The organism is Pseudomonas sp. PS02302 (assembly GCF_029959585.1).
Taxonomy (GTDB): Bacteria; Pseudomonadota; Gammaproteobacteria; order Pseudomonadales; family Pseudomonadaceae; genus Chryseomonas; species Chryseomonas aestiva.
Genome location: NZ_JASCON010000064.1, coordinates 1 through 17,876 on the forward strand (window position 1 = coordinate 1; position 17,876 = coordinate 17,876).

18 protein-coding genes are annotated in these 17,876 nt (G+C 67.6%); 6 read left to right on the forward strand and 12 right to left on the reverse strand.

The window, feature by feature from the left end; genetic code table 11:
• Window positions 1-414: 414 nt before the first annotated feature.
• The 5 genes from QMX82_RS18915 to QMX82_RS18935 all read right to left on the reverse strand — a co-directional run bounded on the left by QMX82_RS18915 (window position 415) and on the right by QMX82_RS18935 (window position 3,400).
• Window positions 415-888, reverse strand: coding sequence for a GNAT family N-acetyltransferase (locus QMX82_RS18915; protein ID WP_282286445.1), 474 nt, complete (start codon window positions 886-888; stop codon window positions 415-417).
• Between the two features lie 53 nt (window positions 889-941).
• Window positions 942-1,268: a hypothetical protein gene (locus tag QMX82_RS18920; RefSeq protein ID WP_282286447.1), complete on the reverse strand. Its 327-nt coding sequence runs from the start codon at window positions 1,266-1,268 to the stop codon at window positions 942-944.
• A 16-nt stretch (window positions 1,269-1,284) separates the two neighbouring features.
• Window positions 1,285-1,941: a DUF2726 domain-containing protein gene (locus tag QMX82_RS18925; RefSeq protein ID WP_282286449.1), complete on the reverse strand. Its 657-nt coding sequence runs from the start codon at window positions 1,939-1,941 to the stop codon at window positions 1,285-1,287.
• 70 nt (window positions 1,942-2,011) lie between these two features.
• Entirely contained in the window at window positions 2,012-2,389 is a 378-nt protein-coding gene (locus QMX82_RS18930; RefSeq protein ID WP_282286451.1) for a lysozyme inhibitor LprI family protein, read from the reverse strand.
• A gap of 54 nt (window positions 2,390-2,443) precedes the next feature.
• A complete protein-coding gene (locus QMX82_RS18935; protein WP_282286453.1) occupies window positions 2,444-3,400 on the reverse strand; it encodes a LysR substrate-binding domain-containing protein in 957 nt (318 codons plus the stop codon).
• Window positions 3,401-3,504: 104 nt separating this feature from the next.
• Between QMX82_RS18935 and QMX82_RS18940 the strand changes: the two genes are divergently transcribed.
• Window positions 3,505-4,407, forward strand: a complete 903-nt coding sequence (locus tag QMX82_RS18940; RefSeq protein ID WP_282286455.1) for a DMT family transporter — start codon at window positions 3,505-3,507, stop codon at window positions 4,405-4,407.
• 22 nt (window positions 4,408-4,429) lie between these two features.
• A complete protein-coding gene (locus tag QMX82_RS18945; protein WP_282286457.1) occupies window positions 4,430-5,326 on the forward strand; it encodes a DMT family transporter in 897 nt (298 codons plus the stop codon).
• Between the two features lie 16 nt (window positions 5,327-5,342).
• Here the strand turns inward: QMX82_RS18945 and QMX82_RS18950 are convergent, their stop codons facing one another.
• From QMX82_RS18950 to paoA, 3 genes are read right to left on the reverse strand one after another with little or no spacing between them, the layout of a single operon-like run.
• Window positions 5,343-7,565 (reverse strand): xanthine dehydrogenase family protein molybdopterin-binding subunit, encoded by a 2,223-nt coding sequence (locus QMX82_RS18950; protein WP_282286459.1) that lies wholly within the window; start codon window positions 7,563-7,565, stop codon window positions 5,343-5,345.
• A 10-nt stretch (window positions 7,566-7,575) separates the two neighbouring features.
• On the reverse strand, window positions 7,576-8,556 hold the full coding sequence (locus QMX82_RS18955; RefSeq protein WP_282286461.1) for an FAD binding domain-containing protein: 981 nt from the start codon (window positions 8,554-8,556) through the stop codon (window positions 7,576-7,578).
• A complete protein-coding gene (paoA, locus tag QMX82_RS18960) occupies window positions 8,553-9,221 on the reverse strand; it encodes an aldehyde dehydrogenase iron-sulfur subunit PaoA (RefSeq protein ID WP_208694514.1) in 669 nt (222 codons plus the stop codon). Before paoA ends, QMX82_RS18955 begins: the two co-directional genes overlap by 4 nt.
• 317 nt (window positions 9,222-9,538) lie before the next feature.
• Here paoA and QMX82_RS18965 point away from each other — a divergent pair, with 317 nt between their 5' ends.
• The 3 genes from QMX82_RS18965 to QMX82_RS18975 are packed head-to-tail and all read left to right on the forward strand — an operon-like array spanning window position 9,539 to window position 13,274.
• Window positions 9,539-10,069: a (2Fe-2S)-binding protein gene (locus tag QMX82_RS18965; protein WP_133859726.1), complete on the forward strand. Its 531-nt coding sequence runs from the start codon at window positions 9,539-9,541 to the stop codon at window positions 10,067-10,069.
• Window positions 10,066-11,052: an FAD binding domain-containing protein gene (locus QMX82_RS18970; RefSeq protein ID WP_282286463.1), complete on the forward strand. Its 987-nt coding sequence runs from the start codon at window positions 10,066-10,068 to the stop codon at window positions 11,050-11,052. The genes QMX82_RS18965 and QMX82_RS18970 overlap by 4 nt, the downstream gene beginning before the upstream one ends.
• A complete protein-coding gene (locus tag QMX82_RS18975; RefSeq protein WP_282286464.1) occupies window positions 11,049-13,274 on the forward strand; it encodes a xanthine dehydrogenase family protein molybdopterin-binding subunit in 2,226 nt (741 codons plus the stop codon). Before QMX82_RS18970 ends, QMX82_RS18975 begins: the two co-directional genes overlap by 4 nt.
• Window positions 13,275-13,537: 263 nt before the next feature.
• Here QMX82_RS18975 and QMX82_RS18980 read toward each other — a convergent pair whose 3' ends face one another.
• From QMX82_RS18980 to purM, 4 genes are all read right to left on the reverse strand, one after another.
• The gene (locus QMX82_RS18980; protein WP_133859723.1) at window positions 13,538-13,717 is read right to left on the reverse strand and encodes a hypothetical protein; all 180 of its coding nucleotides are present in this window, start codon (window positions 13,715-13,717) and stop codon (window positions 13,538-13,540) included.
• A 264-nt stretch (window positions 13,718-13,981) separates the two neighbouring features.
• Window positions 13,982-14,695, reverse strand: a complete 714-nt coding sequence (locus QMX82_RS18985) for a DUF3108 domain-containing protein (RefSeq protein ID WP_183630920.1) — start codon at window positions 14,693-14,695, stop codon at window positions 13,982-13,984.
• A 15-nt stretch (window positions 14,696-14,710) separates the two neighbouring features.
• Window positions 14,711-15,379, reverse strand: a complete 669-nt coding sequence (gene purN, locus QMX82_RS18990) for a phosphoribosylglycinamide formyltransferase (protein WP_282286471.1) — start codon at window positions 15,377-15,379, stop codon at window positions 14,711-14,713.
• Window positions 15,376-16,437 carry a phosphoribosylformylglycinamidine cyclo-ligase gene (gene purM, locus QMX82_RS18995; protein ID WP_282286473.1) on the reverse strand — a complete coding sequence of 354 codons (1,062 nt, stop codon included), beginning with the start codon at window positions 16,435-16,437 and terminating at the stop codon, window positions 15,376-15,378. Before purM ends, purN begins: the two co-directional genes overlap by 4 nt.
• Before the next feature lie 285 nt (window positions 16,438-16,722).
• Between purM and QMX82_RS19000 the strand changes: the two genes are divergently transcribed.
• Complete coding sequence (locus QMX82_RS19000) at window positions 16,723-17,820, forward strand: DUF2066 domain-containing protein (RefSeq protein WP_282286475.1); 1,098 nt, start codon at window positions 16,723-16,725, stop codon at window positions 17,818-17,820.
• Window positions 17,821-17,876: the final 56 nt, after the last annotated feature.

The following is a 17,876-nucleotide window of genomic DNA, read 5'->3' on the forward strand; positions in this document are numbered from 1 at the left end:
GCCATGGGCCGCTCCTACAGGTACCGATCTTTCCTGTAGGAGCGGCCATGGCCGCGATAGGACAGTTACTCGCAGTAGGTGTCGATGTCTCCATTGGGAGCAGCTTTCTTATCGCCTGAGCCATCGAAAACGAGCATCCGCTCCAAGCGTCTGCTCTCCCTCCTGGGAAGGGCGGGTGTGAGGCAAGCCCTCGTGGCGGGCTCCTCGTGGAAAAGGCTACGCCGTTTTCCACGCTACGGCGCTGCGTGGACCTGGGATTCGAGTTGATGAGCCGCGAGAGCGTGTAGGGACCCTTGTCGAAGCTTCAGGTCGGCGATGGGGTGTGTTGGGCTTCGCTGCGCTCAGCCCAAGCTACAGGGTCCTGCGCGGTGGCCGCCGAGCGCCCTCATGGCCGCGATCGCGCGGCAGCTAACCCTATCGCAACGCCTTGGCCAGAATCCGCGACTGCCCCTGGAAATCTTGGCGGGCATAGAAGGCCTGGGCGTCCTCGTTGAACTCCATCACCTCCAGGCGCAATTCGTCGACGTCGTTTTTCCGAGCCCAGGCTTCCACGGCTTCCAGCAGCCGGGCGCCCACGCCCAGCCGTCTGTGGCTGGCCGACACCACCAGGGTGCCGATCCGACAGAGGATCAGCGGCTGCAGAAAGGAAATCGAGCGGGTGTCGGACAGTCGCGCGGTGACGAAGCCGACCAGTTCGTCGCTGGCGTCAGCGACGAACAGCACCCCGTCTTCCGGCTCCAGCTGGGCAGCCCAGTAGTCCTGGTCGCGCCAGCCGCCGGAGGGCTTGGCGAAGGTCGCCGGCGCCTGCCGGTGATGCTGCTCGGCGAGTTGTTCGGCCAGCCGGCAGATGGCGGCAAGGTCGGTGACGAAGGCGGGGCGGATACGCAAGAGCGGTGCTCGCAAGAGGATTCAGCCGTTCACCTTACGCCGCGCGGATCAGGTCAGGAAGCCTCTGCGTCCAGCTGCTGGTACCAGTCGGCATAGGGGGTATTCCTGGCCATCCGCCGGTTGTAGTCGGGGGCGCCATCGGTCCACCAGACCGGTCCGCGCTCTCCCAGGGCGTGCTTGGCGGCGTCCACCGCGGCACGCGCCCTGCGCAGGGCGGCCTCGTCACCCTGGCGCTTGGCTGCGCCCACCTGGCGGCGCGCCTCCATCAGCTCATGGGTCAGGGCGTCACGGCGGTCGGCGGGCAGGCTGGGATCGGTGCAGCGCCAGAGCCGGCCCCTGACCACGAAGTAGCGTCCGTCCGGGGTGGTGGGATAGCGCATGGCAGGAACCCCTTGGTCAGTCGTCGATGTCGAGCAGGGCGCGGCAATCCGGGTAATTCGAACAGGCCCAGAATTCCCGCCCTTGGTGGCGACCGCTGCGCGCGCGACGACGCACCATGGGCGCCTGGCACTCCGGGCATTCCGGCGCCAGCGCCTGGCTGGGGGCCGCTACCCGAGAGCGCGGACGGCGCCCGCCGAACACGGCGTCGCGCACGGCGGTGGCGGAATAGCGGGCCGCCGCGGGAATCTCCACCAGCCGCAACTGGGCGGCCTCGCACACCGACCGCACGAAGCGATCGCGCTGCTGGCGATGGCGCTGCAGGTGCGACCTGTCGTTGAGTTCGACCACGGCGTGCACGGCGAGGTCGTCGCGCCGGCAGATGGCGAAGTCGAAGTGCTTGCAGTTGATACGGTTCTGCGCGATCAGATAGCGGCGGCGGTCGCGCAGCGGCAGGGTCTGGACCACATCGGCGATGCGCACCTTGCCGAACACCCGGTAGTCGTCGCCCACGGCTTCGTCGAGTACCGCGAGAAAGACCTGTTCGGCGGGGGTGAAAAGGGCTTCGACCTGGCGGTAGGGAAAGGCGGCCTGGCGCCGGCGCTGCCACCACCATAGCGCCCCCAGAAGCAGCAGTCCGGCCGGGACCAGCAGGGGCAGGTAACGCTCGTACATCTCGAACTCCAACAGCGGGGCGCCATGATAGTGAGTTCCAGCGCCGGACAGCAGCGGTGGCGACGAAGCGTCAGTCGCGCCGCGGTAATTGCCGTTGCAGATCGTCCAGCCGCAGCAGGGTCACCGACTTCAGACAACTCAGATACTGCAGCTGCTGCATGGCGCCCTGGAAACCCCGCGTCGCGGTGGCGCAGCGGGGGGCGCGATCGTCCTGCCAGAGGTGTTGCAGACGTTCGAAAGCGGGGCGTTGCGCAGCGGAGAGACCCGCCAGGCGGCGCCCGTAGACGTCGGCCAGCCGGGCTTCGGCCACGGCCAGATCCTCGGCGGCGCAGACCGCCAATTGCGCCTCGCTGCCCTGGCGATCGCAGGCGGCCGGCGCCTGTTCGGCGGCCAGGGCGGCGGTCGAAAGCAGCAGGGCGAGCAGGGCGGACAGGCGACAGGTGATCATGCAGGCTGACTGTTGCAGGGGCAGGCCGCCTAGACTGCCGTAAAAGGGCGGCGCTCACCAGGCGCCGCTGGTCTCCTGCGACTCGCCCTGGGTCTCGCGGAATTGGCGGATCTGCACCAGCAGCCAGTCGATCCAGCGCTGTACCGGCGCGTCCACCGGGCCCTTGGGCAACACCAGGAAGTAGGCCTGGGCCGACAGCTGGTCGAACCGATCTGGCAGCGGGCGGACCAGGGCGCCGCTGGCCAGCAGGCGCTGGGCCAGCACGCCGCCGCCGAGCGCCACGCCCTTGCCGGCGGCCGCCTGTTGCAGGGCCATGCCGCTCAGTGAATAGCGCGGACCGCGCAGACTGTCGCCCAGGGGCACCTGCTGGCTGGCGAACCAGTCCTGCCAGGCGTTGGACCGACTGCTGGGGCGACCCGAACGCCAGCCGCCGGGCCATTCGGCATGTAGCAGCGGATAGTCCAGCAAGGCGGCGGCTTCTGCCAGCGGCGCCGGGATCAACGCCGGGCTGCACACCGGAAAGATCCATTCGCGCAGCAGCAGACGGGTCTCGCCGTCCTGCCAGTCGCCCCGGCCATAGCGGATCGCCGCCTGGGCACCGCCCTCGGTGCCCAACGGCACGATGGCGGACGAGGCGTCGAGAAAGACCTCGATATCCGGATGCTGGCGCTGGAAGTCTTCCAGCCGCGGCAACAGCCATTCCTGGCCGAAGGTGGGGGGCGCGCTGACGGTCAGGACACTGCTCTTGACCCGCGCCCGGGCGACGGCGCGGGTCAGGCCATCAAGGTGTGGCGCGATCTCCACGGCCAGGGCGCGACCCTGGGCGGTGAGCCGCACACCCTGGGGCAGGCGCTCGAACAGCGGCTGCCCCAGCTCGGCTTCGAGCAGGCGGATCTGCCGGCTGATGGCGCCGGCCGTGACATGCAACTCGTCCGCGGCCTTGGCGAAGTGCTGGTGTCGCGCCGCGGCGGCGAAGGCGCGCAGGGCGTTGAGGGGGAGGGCGGTGGTCACGCTGAGCCTTAGTTTTCCTGAGCCTGACGCCCATTAAACATCGTTTGTCCGACCTGTTCAGCCACCGTCATCCTGCAGGCTCACTTTTTCCTGGAACGACGCCCATGCGCAAGGAGCTCGATCTCCCCGCCGTGTTGGTCATGCTGGTGCTCTGCCTGGTCTGGGGCCTGCAGCAGACGGCGATCAAGGCCATCGCCGAGCAGGTGGACCCCTTGCTGCAGATCGGCTGGCGTTCGCTGCTGGCAGCCGGGCTGCTCTATGGCCTGGCGCGCTGGCGCGGCATCCGCTGCCTGGGCCGCGACCGGACGCTGATTCCCGGGCTGCTCGCCGGTTCGCTGTTCGCCCTGGAGTTCCTCTGCATGGCGGTGGGCCTGAAGTACACCAGCGCCGCGCACATGGTGGTGTTCATCTACACGGCGCCGCTGTTCGCCGCCTGCGGTCTGCACTGGCTGGTGCCCGGCGAGCGGCTGTCGGGTCGCCAGTGGCTGGGCATAGTGCTGGCGGCCGGTGGCGTGGCCTGCGCCTTCCTGATCGGCAAGCCGAGCGGCGGCACCAGCTGGCAGGGCGATCTGATCGGCCTGATTGGCGGCGCGGCCTGGGGCGCCACCACGGTGCTGATCCGCCGCAGCGCCCTGGCCGAGGCGCCGCCGCTGCGCACCCTGTTCTATCAACTCGGGGTGACCGGGGTGGTGCTGCTGGCGCTGGCCCTGCCGCTCGGCAAGCGGCTGGATCTGGCCGGGCTGGATTCCCTGGCCTGGTCGAGTCTGGCCTTCCAGGTGTTCATCGTCGCCGGCATCAGTCTGCTCGGGTGGTTCGTGCTGCTCAGTCGCTATCGTGCGGCGCCCCTGGGGGTGCTGACCCTGCTGACGCCGCTGTTCGGTGTACTGATGGGCGTCTGGCTGCTGGGCGAGACCCCGGGACCGGGATTTCTCGCCGGCGCGGCCCTGGTGCTCAGCGGTCTGCTGATCGTCAGCTATCCTTCCCGCTCGCGAGCCGCGTCCCGCTGACTCGCCTGGCCCTGAGCGTCCGATGTCGTCCACTCCGCTGAATCCCTGGTTGCTGCGCCTCATCCCCCTGGTGTTCCTGGCCCTGTGGTCCGCCGGTTTCGCCGTGTCCAAGGTGGGCCTGGCCTATGCGCCCCCCTTCACCCTGCTGGCGATGCGCTATGCCCTGGCCTTCAGCGTGCTGCTGATCGCCTTCCTGGTCCTGCGTCCGCCGCTGCCGCGCACCCGGCGGGAATGGGCGAATCTGGCGGTGGTGGGCTTTCTCATCCAGGGCGTCTATTTCGGCATGAGCTATGGCGCCCTGGTGATGGGCGCCTCGGCCAACGTGGTGGCCATGGTCGCCTCGTTGCAGCCCATCCTGGTGGCCCTGGGCGCGCCCCTGCTGGTGGGCGAGCGGGTGGCGCCGCTGCAGTGGCTGGGCCTGGCCCTGGGGCTGCTCGGCGCCATCGGAGTGATCCTGGCGCGTGCCAGCGTCGCCGTGGAGTCCCTGTTCGGCATCTGCCTGGCGGTGGGCGCCTTGCTGGGCATGACCAGCGCCGTGCTCTACGAAAAGCGCCTGGGCGTGGCCCAGCATCCGGTCACCAACAACCTGGTGCAGTACAGCGTCGGCCTGGTGTGTTGCGCGCCCCTGGCGCTGCTGTTCGAGCACAGCCCGGTGCACTGGGCGCCGGCTTTCATCGGTGCCCTGGCCTATCTGGTGCTGGCCAACTCGCTCTTGGCCATCAGCCTGCTGGTGTGGATGATCCGCGCCGGCGAGGCCGCGCGGGTCAGTGCGCTGTTCTTCTGCGTGCCGCCGGGCGCCGCCCTGAGCGCCTGGCTGCTGCTGGGCGAAACGCTGCCACCCCTGGCCTGGGTGGCCATGGTCATCGCCATCGGTGGGGTGCTGCTGGCGACACGGGCGGGAAGCAAGGCGGCGCGCTGAACCGCGCCGCCTGCCGCTAGGCCGTCTTGAGTCCGGCCAGCACCTTGTCCACCGTCAGCGGATAGTCGCGGATGCGCACCCCGCAGGCATTGTAGACGGCGTTGGTGAGGGCGGCCCCGGCACCGCAGATGCCCAGTTCGCCGACGCCCTTGATCTTCAGCGGATTGGCCTTGTCATCCACTTCCGGCAGGAAATGGGCTTCGATGGCCGGGATGTCCAGGTGGCAGGGGTAGTGGTAGTCGGCCAGGTCATGATTGACGAAGTGGCCGTGGCGGGTGTCGATCACCCCGTCTTCGTGCAGGGCGCTGCCCACTCCCCAGATCATCCCGCCGAGCATCTGCGAATGGGCGGTCTTCTCGTTGAGGATGCGCCCCGCGGCGAACACCCCGAGCATGCGCCGCAGGCGGATCTCGCCGGTGAGGGCGTGCACCCCCACCTCCGCGAAGAAGGCGCCGTAGCCCTGCTGCGAATAGTCCTTGAGCGTCTGCCCCGGCTTGATCTCGCCGATGGCCTGGAGATCGTGCTCGCGGGCCAGTTCGGCGAGGTCGCGACTGCCGTTGTCGGCGATCAGCCGGCCACCGACGAAGCGGGCGCTGGCCGGATCGAGACCCGCCGCTTGCGCCGCCTTCAGGCGCAGATTCTCGCAGGCGACATAGACCGAGGAGCCGGAACTGGCCGCGCCAAAGGAACCGCCGGAGCCGGCCCCGGCCGGGTCGTCGCTGTCGCCCAGCAGCACCTTGACCCGTTCCACCGGCAAGCCGAGCGACTCGCCGGCGATCTGCGCCAGGATGGTGTAGGTCCCGGTGCCGATGTCGGTCATCGAGGTCTTCACCGTGGCCGTGCCATCGGCCTCCAGGCGGACCCCGGCCTGGGACGGCCTGAGCATGTTGGCGCGACTGGCCGCGGCCATGCCCATGCCGATCAGCCATTCGCCGTCGCGCACCTGACCGGGCTTGGCATTGCGTTTGGTCCAGCCGAAGCGGCGGGCACCGTCCTGCATGCACTCCACCAGCTTGCGGGAGGAGAAGGGGATGTGCTTTTCCGGGTCCTGGCTGGGCTCGTTGCGGATACGCAGCTCGATGGGATCGAGCGCGAGCATGACCGCCAGCTCGTCCATGGCGCTTTCGCTGGCGAGCATCCCCACGGCTTCGCCGGGCGCCCGGCAGGAGCCGGACTGGGGCAGATCCAGCTCGACCATGCGGTGCGCCACCAGGCGGTCATCGCCGGCATAGAGGGTGCGCGAGGACAGGCCGGTGGGTTCGTAGTAGGTCAGGCCACGAGCGGAATGGGACCAGCCCTCGTGGGCCATCGCCTGGATACGGCCATCGCGGTCGGCACCCAGGCGGATGCGCTGCACGGTGGCCGAGCGGTGGTCGGTGATCTGGAACATCTGCTGGCGGGTGAGGGTGACCTTGACCGGCCGGCCGGTGGCACGGGCGGCCATTGCGCCGATCAGAGCGTCGGCATAGATCGGCAACTTGCCGCCGAAGCCGCCACCGATATAACGCGCCACGATGCGCACCTTGTCCTTGGGCAGCTGCAGCGTATTGGCCACGCAACTCTGCGCCTGCTCGACGAATTGGGTTGAGCAATAGATCGTCACCCGGTCGCCGTCCCACTGGGCGAGACTGGCATGGGGCTCCATCTGCGCATGGATGTGGTAGGGCGTGGTGTAGCGCTCGTCGAGCTTGACGGGCGCCCGGGCAAAGGCGGCCTCCACATCGCCGGAGGCGGTGTCGGTGGGCTGATCGGCATCCGGCGGCTTCACCGCCTGGCCGAGGTTGGCGACCAAGTCGAAGACACCCGGCTCGGCCGCGTAGTCGATCTGCACCAGGGCCGCCGCCAGGCGCGCCTGCTCGAAGGTCTCGGCCACCACGAAGGCCACGGGTTCGCCGAAATAGCGCACCTGATCGCTGTCCAAATAGGGCTTAGGCCGGGTGAAGCGGCCGCTGTTGTCCGGCTCGCGGGCCGCCTGGCGCGGCGCATTGCGATAGGTCAGCACGCTGAGCACACCCGGCGCGCTCTCCGCGGCCGAGGTGTCCAGGCGCCGGATGCGGCCCTTGGCGATGGTGGCGCCGACGATGAAGCCGTAGGCGACGCGATCGTTGCGGAATTCGAAGCTGTAGGGCGCCTGGCCGGTGACCTTGAGGAGGCCGTCGACGCGATCGATGGGCTTGCCGATCAGACCGCCGCGATTCTCATCGATCAGGTTGCGGCCAGCGGGTTCATTCATTTCCATGCTGCTGTCCTCAGGCCTGTTGGCGAGCGTCGGCCACCCCGGCACGCAGGATGCGGCGGGTCAGCTCGAGTTTGAAATCGTTGTGGCCATAGCCACGGGCTCCGGCAAGCAGGGCATCGCCCACGGCCGCCAGATCGCTGTCCAGGGTCTGGCCGGCAAAGGCCCGGTCGGCCGCCGCCACCCGCCAGGGCTTGTGCGCCAGGCCGCCGAACGCCGCGCGCCCGCTGCGGATACGCGTGCCGTCCAGCTCGACGATGGCCGCCATGGACACCAGGGCAAAGGCATAGGAAGCGCGATCGCGCACCTTGCGATAGACCTGGATGCCGGGCGGTGGTGGCGGCAGGGTCACGGCGGTGATGAGTTCGCCGGGTTGCAGCACCGTCTCGATCTGCGGGGTGTCACCGGGCAGGCGATGGAAGTCGGCGATAGGAATGCGCCGGGTGCGGCCAGTGGCTTCCCGGGTTTCCACCGTGGCGTCCAGCACGCGCATGGCCACCGCCATGTCGGAGGGATGCACGGCGATGCACTGGTCGCTGGCGCCGATCACCGCGTTCATCCGATTGAAGCCGCCCAGGGCCGCACAACCGCTGCCGGGTTGGCGTTTGTTGCAGGGCATGGCGGTGTTGTAGAAGTAGGAGCAGCGGGTGCGCTGCAGGAGGTTGCCGCCGGTGGTGGCCTTGTTGCGCAGTTGCGCCGAGGCGCCGGCCAGCAGCGCGCGGGAGAGCACCGGATAGCGCTCCCGTACCCGGGGGTCGGCGGCCAGGGTGGAATTGCGCACCAGGGTGCCGATGCGCAGGCCACCCTCCTGGGTGGCGCTGATCTGGTCCAGCTGCAGGCGATTGATGTCCAGCACCTGGCTGGGCGTTTCGATCTCCAGCTTCATCAGGTCCAGCAGATTGGTGCCCCCGGCGATGAAGCGACTGCCGGCCTGGGCACCCTGGCGGCTGGCATCGGCTTCGCTCTGCACGCGCTGATAGTCGAAGACCCTCATGCCTGACCCCCCGCCATCTGGATGGCCGCGACGATGTTGGGATAGGCGCTGCAGCGGCAGAGGTTGCCGCTCATGCGCTCGCGGATCTCTTCCTCGCTCAGCCGCATCGGCCCGTCGAGACGCGCGGAGACGTGACTGGGCATGCCGGCCTTGACCTCGTCCAGCAGGGCCACCGCCGAGCAGATCTGCCCGGGGGTGCAATAACCGCACTGGAAGCCGTCCTTGGCCAGGAAGGCCGCCTGCATGGGATGCAGGCGCTCGGCGTTGCCCAGGCCTTCGATGGTGGTGATGGTGTCGCCTTCGTGCATGGCCGCCAGGCTCAGGCAGCTGTTGATGCGCTGGCCATTGACCAGCACCGTGCAGGCGCCGCACTGGCCATGGTCGCAGCCCTTCTTGGTGCCCGTGAGGTGCAGGTTCTCGCGCAGGGCATCGAGCAGGGTGGTACGGCTGTCGACCCGCAGTCGGCGCGCCTCGCCATTGATCTGCAGGGTCAGCGGCAGCAGTTGCGGCAGCCGCGCGGCGATGGCCTGGGGCGTCAGGGGCGCGCCGCCACTGGCCTGGGCGAAGGTGTAGCCGGGAATGGCGCTGGTCGCCACCAGCACCGCGGAGGTGCCGAGAAACTGCCGCCGCGACAGGCGCCAGCGTGCATCGGAGTCGGAAGCCATGGTCGGATTCTCATCGTTGGGGGCACATCACGGGAGTTCTGATGACTACCCCGGTGGCAGTGGGGTTCAGCCCACTGGGCTGCCGGCACGAAGAGGCGTCATGCCGAATGTGTCCTGCCGCTTGAGAAAGGCTCTGGATCGGTACTCTCACCGCTTCGCTGAGCGACTTTCAACGTTACGTTGAATACCGCTGGGCAGGGGTGCTGAACCGGTTACGGTCGGGGACAGTCCCTTACCTGAGGTGGCCCTTCGCTGCCACCGCCTATTCCGACCACGGGGGCAATCTGCACCCCGCGGCTCCAACCGTGAGGTCCGCCATGAATGCCACCCCCGCGCGCCAGGTTCAGCCCCTGGCCGAACCCGAGTCCCATACCATCGCCTTGACCCTCAATGGCAAGCAGCTGCAATTGGCGGTCGAGCCCTGGACCACCTTGCTCGATCTCCTGCGCGACCACCTCGACCTGACCGGCACCAAGAAGGGTTGCGATCATGGTCAGTGCGGCGCCTGCACCGTGCTGGTCAATGGCACCCGCATCAACAGCTGTCTGGCCCTGGCGGTCATGCAGGACGGCGCCGAGGTCACCACCGTCGAGGGCCTGGCCCAGGGCGACCAGCTGCACCCCATGCAGGCCGCCTTCGTTGCCGAAGACGCCTTCCAGTGCGGCTATTGCACCCCGGGGCAGATCTGCTCGGCGATCGGCATGCTCAAGGAGGGTCACGCCCACAGCGAGGCCGAGGTGGCCGAGCAGATGAGCGGCAACCTCTGCCGCTGCGGCGCCTATCGCAACATCCGCGCCGCCATCGAGCGGGCGCGTCCGGATTGCCAGCAAGGGGAGGGCCGCGAATGAACCGCTTCGGTTATGCCAAGCCCAACGCCGTGCCCGATGCCATCCGCCAGCATGGCCCCCAGACCCATTTCATCGCCGGCGGCACCAATCTGCTGGACCTGATGAAGGAAAACGTCGAGCGCCCCGAGCAACTGATCGACGTCAACGGCCTGCCCCTGCGCGAGGTCGAGACCACCGCCGAAGGCGGTCTGCGCATCGGTGCCCTGGTCAAGAACGCCGAGGTGGCCTACCACCCCGAGGTGCAGGGTCGTTACCCGCTGCTGGCCAAGGCCATCCTCGCCGGCGCTTCCCCGCAATTGCGCAACATGGCCTCCACCGGCGGCAACCTGCTGCAACGTACCCGCTGCTACTACTTCTATGACGTGGGCACCCCCTGCAACAAGCGCGAACCCGGCTCCGGCTGCAGTGCCCGCGATGGGCAGAATCGCATCCACGCCATCCTCGGCCACAGCGAGCAGTGCATCGCCACCCACCCCTCGGACATGTGCGTGGCCCTGGCTGCCCTGGAAGCCCGGGTCGAGGTGAGCGGTCCGAACGGCGAGCGGGTCATCGACTTCGCCGACTTCCACCGCCTGCCCGGCGATACCCCCGAGCGCGATACCCACCTCGCCGCCGACGAACTCATCACCGCCGTGACTCTGCCAGCCGAGAGCCTGGCCGCCCACAGCGCCTACCTGAAGATCCGCGATCGTGCCTCCTATGCCTTCGCCCTGGTGTCGGTCGCGGCAGCTCTGGAACTGGATGGCGAGCGCATCAAGCAGGTTCGCGTCGCCCTGGGCGGCGTGGCCCACAAGCCCTGGCGGTTGCCCGCGGCCGAACAGGCCCTGGTCGGCCAGGTGGCGGACAAGGCGGCCTTCAGCCAATTGGCCGATCGCCTGCTGCAAGGCGCCCAGGGCTTCGCCCACAACAGCTTCAAGATCGAACTGGCCCGGCGCGCCATCGTGCGTGCCCTCACCGAAGCCGCCGGAGGTACCCTGCAATGACCGTCGTCCATCTGCAAAAAGCCGTTCCCCGCGTCGACGGACCGCTCAAGGTCACCGGTCAGGCGCTCTATGCCGGCGAATTCAGCGTGCCGGACCTGGCCTTTGGTTTCGTGGTCAACGCCACCATCACCAAGGGTCGCCTGCTCGGCCTGGACGTCAGCGAAGCCCTGGCCCAACCCGGTGTCATCGAGGTGCTCAGCCATCTCAATCGACCCAAGATGGCCAGCTACGACGAAAGCTATACCGACATGGATGCGGCCGATGGCAAGCCCTTCCGGCCGCTGTACAACGATCGCATCCTCTACAGCGGCCAGCCCATCGCCCTGGTGGTGGCCGAGACCTTCGAAGCTGCGCGCCACGCCGCCGCGCTGATCCGTGCCCAGTACAGCGAGGAGGAGCACGCTACCGATCTGGCCCAGGCGCGCGACCAGGCCCATGAAGCGCCGATGGAATTGCCGGAGAATCGCGGCGACGCCCCGGCGGCCTGGGCTGCTGCGCCCACCCGCATCGAGGCCGAATTCCACTCCGCCGCGGAATTCCACAATCCCATGGAGATGCACGCCTCCACCGTCGTCTACCACAAGGACGGCAAGCTGACGGTGCACGACAAGACCCAGGGCGTGCAGAACAGCGCCCAGTTCGTCAGCAGCATCTTCGGCCTGGGCGAGGGCGACGTGAAGGTCATCTCGCCCTTCATTGGTGGCGCCTTCGGTTCCGGCCTGCGGCCCCAGTACCAGCTGGTCCTGGCGACCATGGCCGCCTTGCAGCTCAAGCGCTCGGTACGGGTGACCCTGACCCGCCAGCAGATGTTCACCTTCGGCTATCGTCCCGAGACCTATCAGCAGATCAAGCTGGCCTGCGACAGCGACGGCAAGCTGCAAGCCATCGACCACAGTGCCCTGGGCATCACCTCGAGATTCGAAGACTTCACCGAGATGGTGCTGGTCTGGTCGGCGTCGCTCTATGCCTGCCCCAACGTCAAGCTGGCCTATCAACTGGCCGCGCTGGACGTCTATACCCCGCTGGACATGCGCGCTCCGGGCGCGGTGCTGGGCGTCTATGCGCTGGAAAGCGCCATGGACGAACTGGCCTATGCTGCCGACATCGATCCGCTGGAATTGCGCCTCCGCAACTTCACCGACACGGATCCGGCCAAGGGCAAGCCCTATTCCAGCAAGGAGCTGCTGGAATGCTATCGCCAGGCGGCCGAGCGTTTCGGCTGGGAACAGCGCAGCATGGCGCCGCGCTCCATGCGCGACGGCAACCAGCTGGTGGGCTGGGGCATGGCCACCGGGGTTTGGGAAGCCATGCAGCAACCCGCCACCGCCAAGGCGGTAATGAACATCGACGGCAGCCTGGTGGTGGCCAGTGCCACGGCCGACATCGGCACCGGCACCTATACGGTCATGACCCAGATCGCCGCCGAGAATCTCGGTCTGCCGCTGGACAAGGTGACCTTCAAGCTCGGCGATTCCACCCTGCCCAAGGCACCGCTGGAAGGCGGTTCCTTTACCGTGTCTTCGGTGGGCACCGCCGTGAAACTGGCCTGCGACCAGCTGCGTCAGCAACTGCTGGATGCGGCCAAGGAAATGGATGATTCGCCGCTGGCCAAGGCCGAACTGGAGCAGGTGGTGTTCGCCGACGGCGGCATCAGTCTCAAGACCGACCCGGCCCAGCGCGTCGACTTCACCGCCATCCTCAAGGCTTCGGGTTCGCCGTCCATGGAAACCCTGGCCAGCGCCGAACCGGCGGAAGAACGCGACAACTACGCCACCGCTACCCACTCGGCGGTATTCGTCGAGGTCAAGGTCGACGAAGACTTCGGCAGCGTCCAGGTCAGTCGCGTGGTCACCGCGGTGGCCGCCGGCCGCATCCTCAATCTCAAGACCGGCGAGAACCAGGTGGCCGGTGGGATCGTCTGGGGCATCGGCATGGGCCTGCAGGAAGAGGGGATGATGGATACCCGCGAAGGTCGCTGGATGAACCACAGCCTCGCCGAGTACCACTTCCCGGTGCAGGCCGATATCCAGCAACTGGAGGTGATCTTCGTCGAGGAACACGACGAGATCGTCAACCCGCTAGGCGCCAAGGGCATCGGCGAGATCGGTATCGTCGGGGTGGCGGCAGCCATCGCCAACGCCATCTTCCACGCCACCGGCAAGCGGGTACGGGATCTGCCCATCACCCTGGACAAGGTCTTCGCCGACGAGCTGGTGCACTAGGATCGAGGTTGGGGCCATGTTGGGCTTCGACGATAAAGCCGTCTCAGCCCAACCTACGGGACACTCACCCATGCCAGACCACCCCCTCTCTCCCGGGAGAGGGCTGGGGCGAGGGACGCCGAGCACACCGTCGGGCCAGGTGATGTTGAGCTTAGCTACGCTCAACCCATCCTACCGCAGCCCCTTGCTCCACCCTGAAACGAAAAAGGCCCGCCTCCAAGAGGCGGGCCTTTTTCAGGCAGTCGGTAAAAAGGTCTTTCGACTCACTCGGCGTGCGACGCGCCTTCGTGTTCGATCTGCTCCTTGTACTCAAGGGCATCGGCTTCGCTCTGGTAGACGCCGACCAATTCCCCTTCCTGCTTCACGTCCCACAGATGCATGCCCAGGCCACGGGCTTCGCGGGACATATGGTCTTCGTCACGTTCGGTTACGGTAATGGTCATGCTGGATCTCCTTGGTCGAGCCCGCGCTACGGCAGGGCTTGAGCATCCATACTAGAGCGTTTCGCTTCAGGACCAAGGCGTATCTCGGCAACAAGTCGTTACAACTTCTGCGACAATCTGTCGCGCCCGCGATTGTCGTCTTCCCGCGATAGGACCGCCGGTAAAACGCTGGAGAAGTGCTGCAGGATACGCACTACTCTCACGCCTGCTCGGCTGCACAAAACAAAACGCCCTCCGAAGAGGGCGTTTTGCCTGCAGACCAGATCAGTTGGCGCCCTTCACCGTGCGCCCGTTGACCGAGCCTTCCTTGAGGCTGGTCTGGTATTCCTTGCCGTCGCTCTCCTGCTGGTAGAGACGCACCAGCAGATAGTCCCAGTCCTTGGCGAACCACAGTTCGGTCTTGCGGCTGCTCTTGGTGGGATCGCGCACGCGCTCCACCTTGATGGCATCGAACAGACCCAGCGGGGTGCGGATGCGCTCCGGACCGATGACGCGGAAGTCATAGGTGTCGATGCTGTCGCCGTCGACGATCTGGTAGCTCATGCTCTTCTTGCCGTCAGCCACGTCCTGCTGCAGCTTGAGCTGGTAGGTCGACTTGTCCAGCAGACCGCGATCCAGCGTCAGGCTGACCGGATCATCCTTGTCCTTGCCGGTGACCTTCTTGCCGGCCCAGTCGAAGGTCAGCTCGCTTTCGCGGCTCTTGCCCAGACCGCTGCGCTTGTACTGATAGGTATCCGGCAGAAAGGCTTCGCCTTCGCGGCGGAAGGTGCTGGACTCATTGAGGCCGGCGACCAGCATGGAGGCTTCGAACTTCAGCTCCCAGCGGCCATCGGCTTCCTTCTGCAGCGAGCGCTCGGCCGAGCCGCTGACCGGCATCTGCTTCCAGTCGGCGGTGTAGCTGGCCGTGAACGGCTGCAGGTCGAAGGCAAAGGCCGAGGCGCTGCAGAGGGTGGCCAATAGGAACAACAGACGTCGCATCAGTTTCTCCTTGGATCAGGAAAGGGAGGCCGCGGCCGTCAGCGACGGCAACGTGGCCCCGGTAGGCGGCAGTGCCTCGCCATCGAGCTCGGCACCCAGGGTACCCAGCCGCAGACGACCTTCGGCGAACAACCGCACGGCCACAGGATAAAGGAGGTGCTCGGCGGCGTGTACCCGTGTCGCGAGGCTCTCCGCCGTATCTTCGGCCTGCACCGGCACCCGCGACTGCAGGACGACCGGGCCGCCATCCAGTTCTTCGGTGACGAAGTGCACGCTGCAGCCGTGCCAGGCATCGCCGGCATCGAGGGCGCGCTGGTGGGTGTGCAGGCCCTTGTAGAGTGGCAGCAGCGAGGGATGGATATTGAGCAGGCGACCCTGGTAGCGCCGCACGAAGGCGGGCGTGAGGATGCGCATGAAGCCGGCCAGGACCACCAGATCGGCGCCCTGGGCGTCGATGGCGGCCGCCAGGGCCGCATCGAAGCTGTCGCGATCGCCGTGGTCGCGATGGTCGATCACCTGGGTGGCGATCCCCGCCTGGCGGGCCCGCTCCAGGCCATAGGCCTCGGCGCGGTTGGCAATCACCGCCGCGATTCGCACGGGTGGCGTCGCGGCGTCGAGCAGGGCTTGCAGGTTGCTGCCGTGGCCGGAGATGAGCACCACCACGGCGCAGTCGGCAGGGCTCATCCGTGCTGTTTCAGATTGTTCAGCACGACCTGGTCGGCGCCCTCGGCGGCCTGTTCGATACGGCCGATGACCCAGGGTTGCTCGCCCTGGGCACGCAGCACCTGCAGGGCGCCTTCGACCTGATCCTGGGCCACGCAGATGACCATGCCCACGCCGCAGTTCAGCACGCGGTGCATCTCGGTCTCGTCGACGTTGCCCTGCTGCTGCAGCCAGTCGAACACCGCCGGACGCTGCCAGCTGGCCACGTCGAGCACCGCCTGGGCGCCTTCGGGCAGCACGCGCGGAATGTTGTCGAGCAGGCCGCCACCGGTGATGTGGGCCATGGCCTTGACCGCGCCGGTGTCCTTGATCAGCTTGAGCAGCGGCTTCACATAGATGCGGGTGGGTGCCATCAGCAGTTCGGTCAGCGGCTGGCCGTCGAGCTGGATGTTCTCGATGTCGGCACCGGCCACCTCGATGATCTTGCGGATCAGCGAATAGCCGTTGGAGTGCGGGCCGGAGGAGGGCAGGGCGATCAGGGCGTCGCCGGTGGCCACCTTGGAACCGTCGATGATCTCGGACTTTTCCACCACGCCGACGCAGAAGCCGGCCAGGTCGTAGTCTTCGCCTTCGTACATGCCGGGCATCTCGGCGGTCTCGCCACCCACCAGGGAGCAGCCCGCCTGTTCGCAACCGGTGCCGATGCCGGTCACCACCTGGGCAGCGACATCGACATTGAGCTTGCCGGTGGCGTAGTAGTCGAGGAAGAACAGCGGCTCGGCGCCGCAGACCACCAGATCGTTGACGCACATGGCAACCAGGTCGATGCCGATGCTGTCGTGCTTGGCCAGGTTCATGGCCAGGCGCAGCTTGGTGCCGACGCCGTCGGTGCCGGAGACCAGTACCGGCTGGCGATAGCCTGCCGGGATCTCGCACAGGGCACCGAAGCCCCCCAGGCCGCCCATGACTTCCGGGCGGGCGGTGCGCTTGGCGACGCCCTTGATGCGTTCTACCAGAGCCTCACCGGCGTCGATGTCTACACCGGCGTCCTTGTAGCTCAGCTGGGGTTGTTTGCTCATGAATCCTGGCCTTTGGCTAATGGCGAAACGAGCCGGCTGGCGCCAGCCGGCAATGAGGCGGGCAATTTTACCAGAAGCCGTGCCAAAGCACGCGGCCCGCCGCGGCCTCCGGTCCGGGTGGCGATGGCACCCGGCCAGCTCGCCGTGGTCTGAGCCTGGTCGCCCGTCCGTTCGCCGGGCGGGCAGTCTTTGCCGCTACCTTCTGCGCAGCCCGCGACCCAGTGCCCTTGCTCGCGGATCGGGCGGCTTTTAAGGTATGCCCCTTGCCCTTTCTATGGAATCGCCATGCGCCGTCTCGTCCTTCCGTTGCTCGCTTCGCTGCTGGTCCTGAGTCCGCTCGCCCGCGCCGAGGTGGTGGACAACCTTTACCAGGTCCGCGAGCCGGTGACCTCGCAACAACCGGACGAGCGCAATGCCGCCCTCAAGCGCGCCCTGCAGGTGCTGGCCGGACGCCTGACCGGCAATCCCCAGGCCGGCCAGACCCCGGGTCTTGCCAGTGCCCTGGCGGCACCCGAATCCCTGATCAGCCAGTACAGCTATGACGCCGGCCCGCCGGAGGTGCTGGTGGCCAACTTCGACCCGGCCGCTACCGAGCGTGCCCTGGGTCAGGCGGGGCTCTCGGTATGGGGCGCCAATCGTCCGGTGGTGATGATCTGGTGGCTCAACGACGCCGACAGCGGGGCGACCCTGGTGGGTGATGGCCAGCCCGCCAGCACCGGCGTCCAGCGTGGCGCCCAGCGCGCCGGCCTGCCGATCCGCCTGCCGCTGGCCGATCTCAACGAGCAACTGGCCGGCACCGCCGCCAACATCGACGCCAGCGACCCGACCGCGCTGCGCCAGGCCTCCGAGCGCTATGGCGCCAATGCCCTGCTGGCCGTGCATGCCAAGCCCCAGGGCAATGGCTGGCAGGCCCAGTGGCGCCTGTGGAACGGCAGCGCCGCCGAGCAGGGCAGCAGCCAGGCGGCCGATCAGGAAGCCCTGGCCGCCGCGGTGCTGCAGGACGTGGCCGCGCGCCTGTCGAAAAAGTTCGTCTCCCGCCCGGGCACCACCCAGCCGCTGACCCTGGTGGCCGACAACTCCAACTTCGAGCGCTATGCCCAGCTGCAGAAAGTCCTGGAGCCCCTGTCGAGCCGCCTGGTCAAGGTAGAGGGGACCCAGCTGACCTACAATCTCACCGCCAATCCAGACCAGTTGCAGGCGCAACTCGGTCTAGCCGGTCTGCAGCCCGCCTCCGCGCCAGCTGCCACTGCTGCGCCTGCCACTCCGGCAGCGGCGACCCCGGGCGCGCCCGTCGACGCCACGGCCACGCCGAGCGCGCCTGTGGCCCAGCCGGCCCCATCCGCTCAGCCGGCGCGTACCACCCTGTATTTCCGCTGGCCATGAGGGCCGACATCCAAGACTGAAGCGGCTGCTGCGAGGGGCCCGGGATTTGGTTAGAC

Excerpts from the sequence above, each read along its gene's own strand:
- QMX82_RS18925 (WP_282286449.1), bottom strand. The coding sequence starts at position 1,941 with ATGTACGAGCGTTACCTGCCCCTGCTGGTCCCGGCCGGACTGCTGCTT.
- QMX82_RS18985 (WP_183630920.1), bottom strand. The coding sequence starts at position 14,695 with ATGCGACGTCTGTTGTTCCTATTGGCCACCCTCTGCAGCGCCTCGGCC.
- QMX82_RS18970 (WP_282286463.1), top strand. The coding sequence starts at position 10,066 with ATGAACCGCTTCGGTTATGCCAAGCCCAACGCCGTGCCCGATGCCATC.
- QMX82_RS18950 (WP_282286459.1), bottom strand. The coding sequence starts at position 7,565 with ATGGAAATGAATGAACCCGCTGGCCGCAACCTGATCGATGAGAATCGC.
- purN (WP_282286471.1), bottom strand. The coding sequence starts at position 15,379 with ATGAGCCCTGCCGACTGCGCCGTGGTGGTGCTCATCTCCGGCCACGGC.
- purM (WP_282286473.1), bottom strand. The coding sequence starts at position 16,437 with ATGAGCAAACAACCCCAGCTGAGCTACAAGGACGCCGGTGTAGACATC.
- QMX82_RS19000 (WP_282286475.1), top strand. The coding sequence starts at position 16,723 with ATGCGCCGTCTCGTCCTTCCGTTGCTCGCTTCGCTGCTGGTCCTGAGT.
- QMX82_RS18940 (WP_282286455.1), top strand. The coding sequence starts at position 3,505 with ATGCGCAAGGAGCTCGATCTCCCCGCCGTGTTGGTCATGCTGGTGCTC.
- QMX82_RS18945 (WP_282286457.1), top strand. The coding sequence starts at position 4,430 with ATGTCGTCCACTCCGCTGAATCCCTGGTTGCTGCGCCTCATCCCCCTG.
- QMX82_RS18965 (WP_133859726.1), top strand. The coding sequence starts at position 9,539 with ATGAATGCCACCCCCGCGCGCCAGGTTCAGCCCCTGGCCGAACCCGAG.
- QMX82_RS18930 (WP_282286451.1), bottom strand. The coding sequence starts at position 2,389 with ATGATCACCTGTCGCCTGTCCGCCCTGCTCGCCCTGCTGCTTTCGACC.
- paoA (WP_208694514.1), bottom strand. The coding sequence starts at position 9,221 with ATGGCTTCCGACTCCGATGCACGCTGGCGCCTGTCGCGGCGGCAGTTT.
- QMX82_RS18920 (WP_282286447.1), bottom strand. The coding sequence starts at position 1,268 with ATGCGCTATCCCACCACCCCGGACGGACGCTACTTCGTGGTCAGGGGC.
- QMX82_RS18955 (WP_282286461.1), bottom strand. The coding sequence starts at position 8,556 with ATGAGGGTCTTCGACTATCAGCGCGTGCAGAGCGAAGCCGATGCCAGC.
- QMX82_RS18975 (WP_282286464.1), top strand. The coding sequence starts at position 11,049 with ATGACCGTCGTCCATCTGCAAAAAGCCGTTCCCCGCGTCGACGGACCG.
- QMX82_RS18980 (WP_133859723.1), bottom strand. The coding sequence starts at position 13,717 with ATGACCATTACCGTAACCGAACGTGACGAAGACCATATGTCCCGCGAA.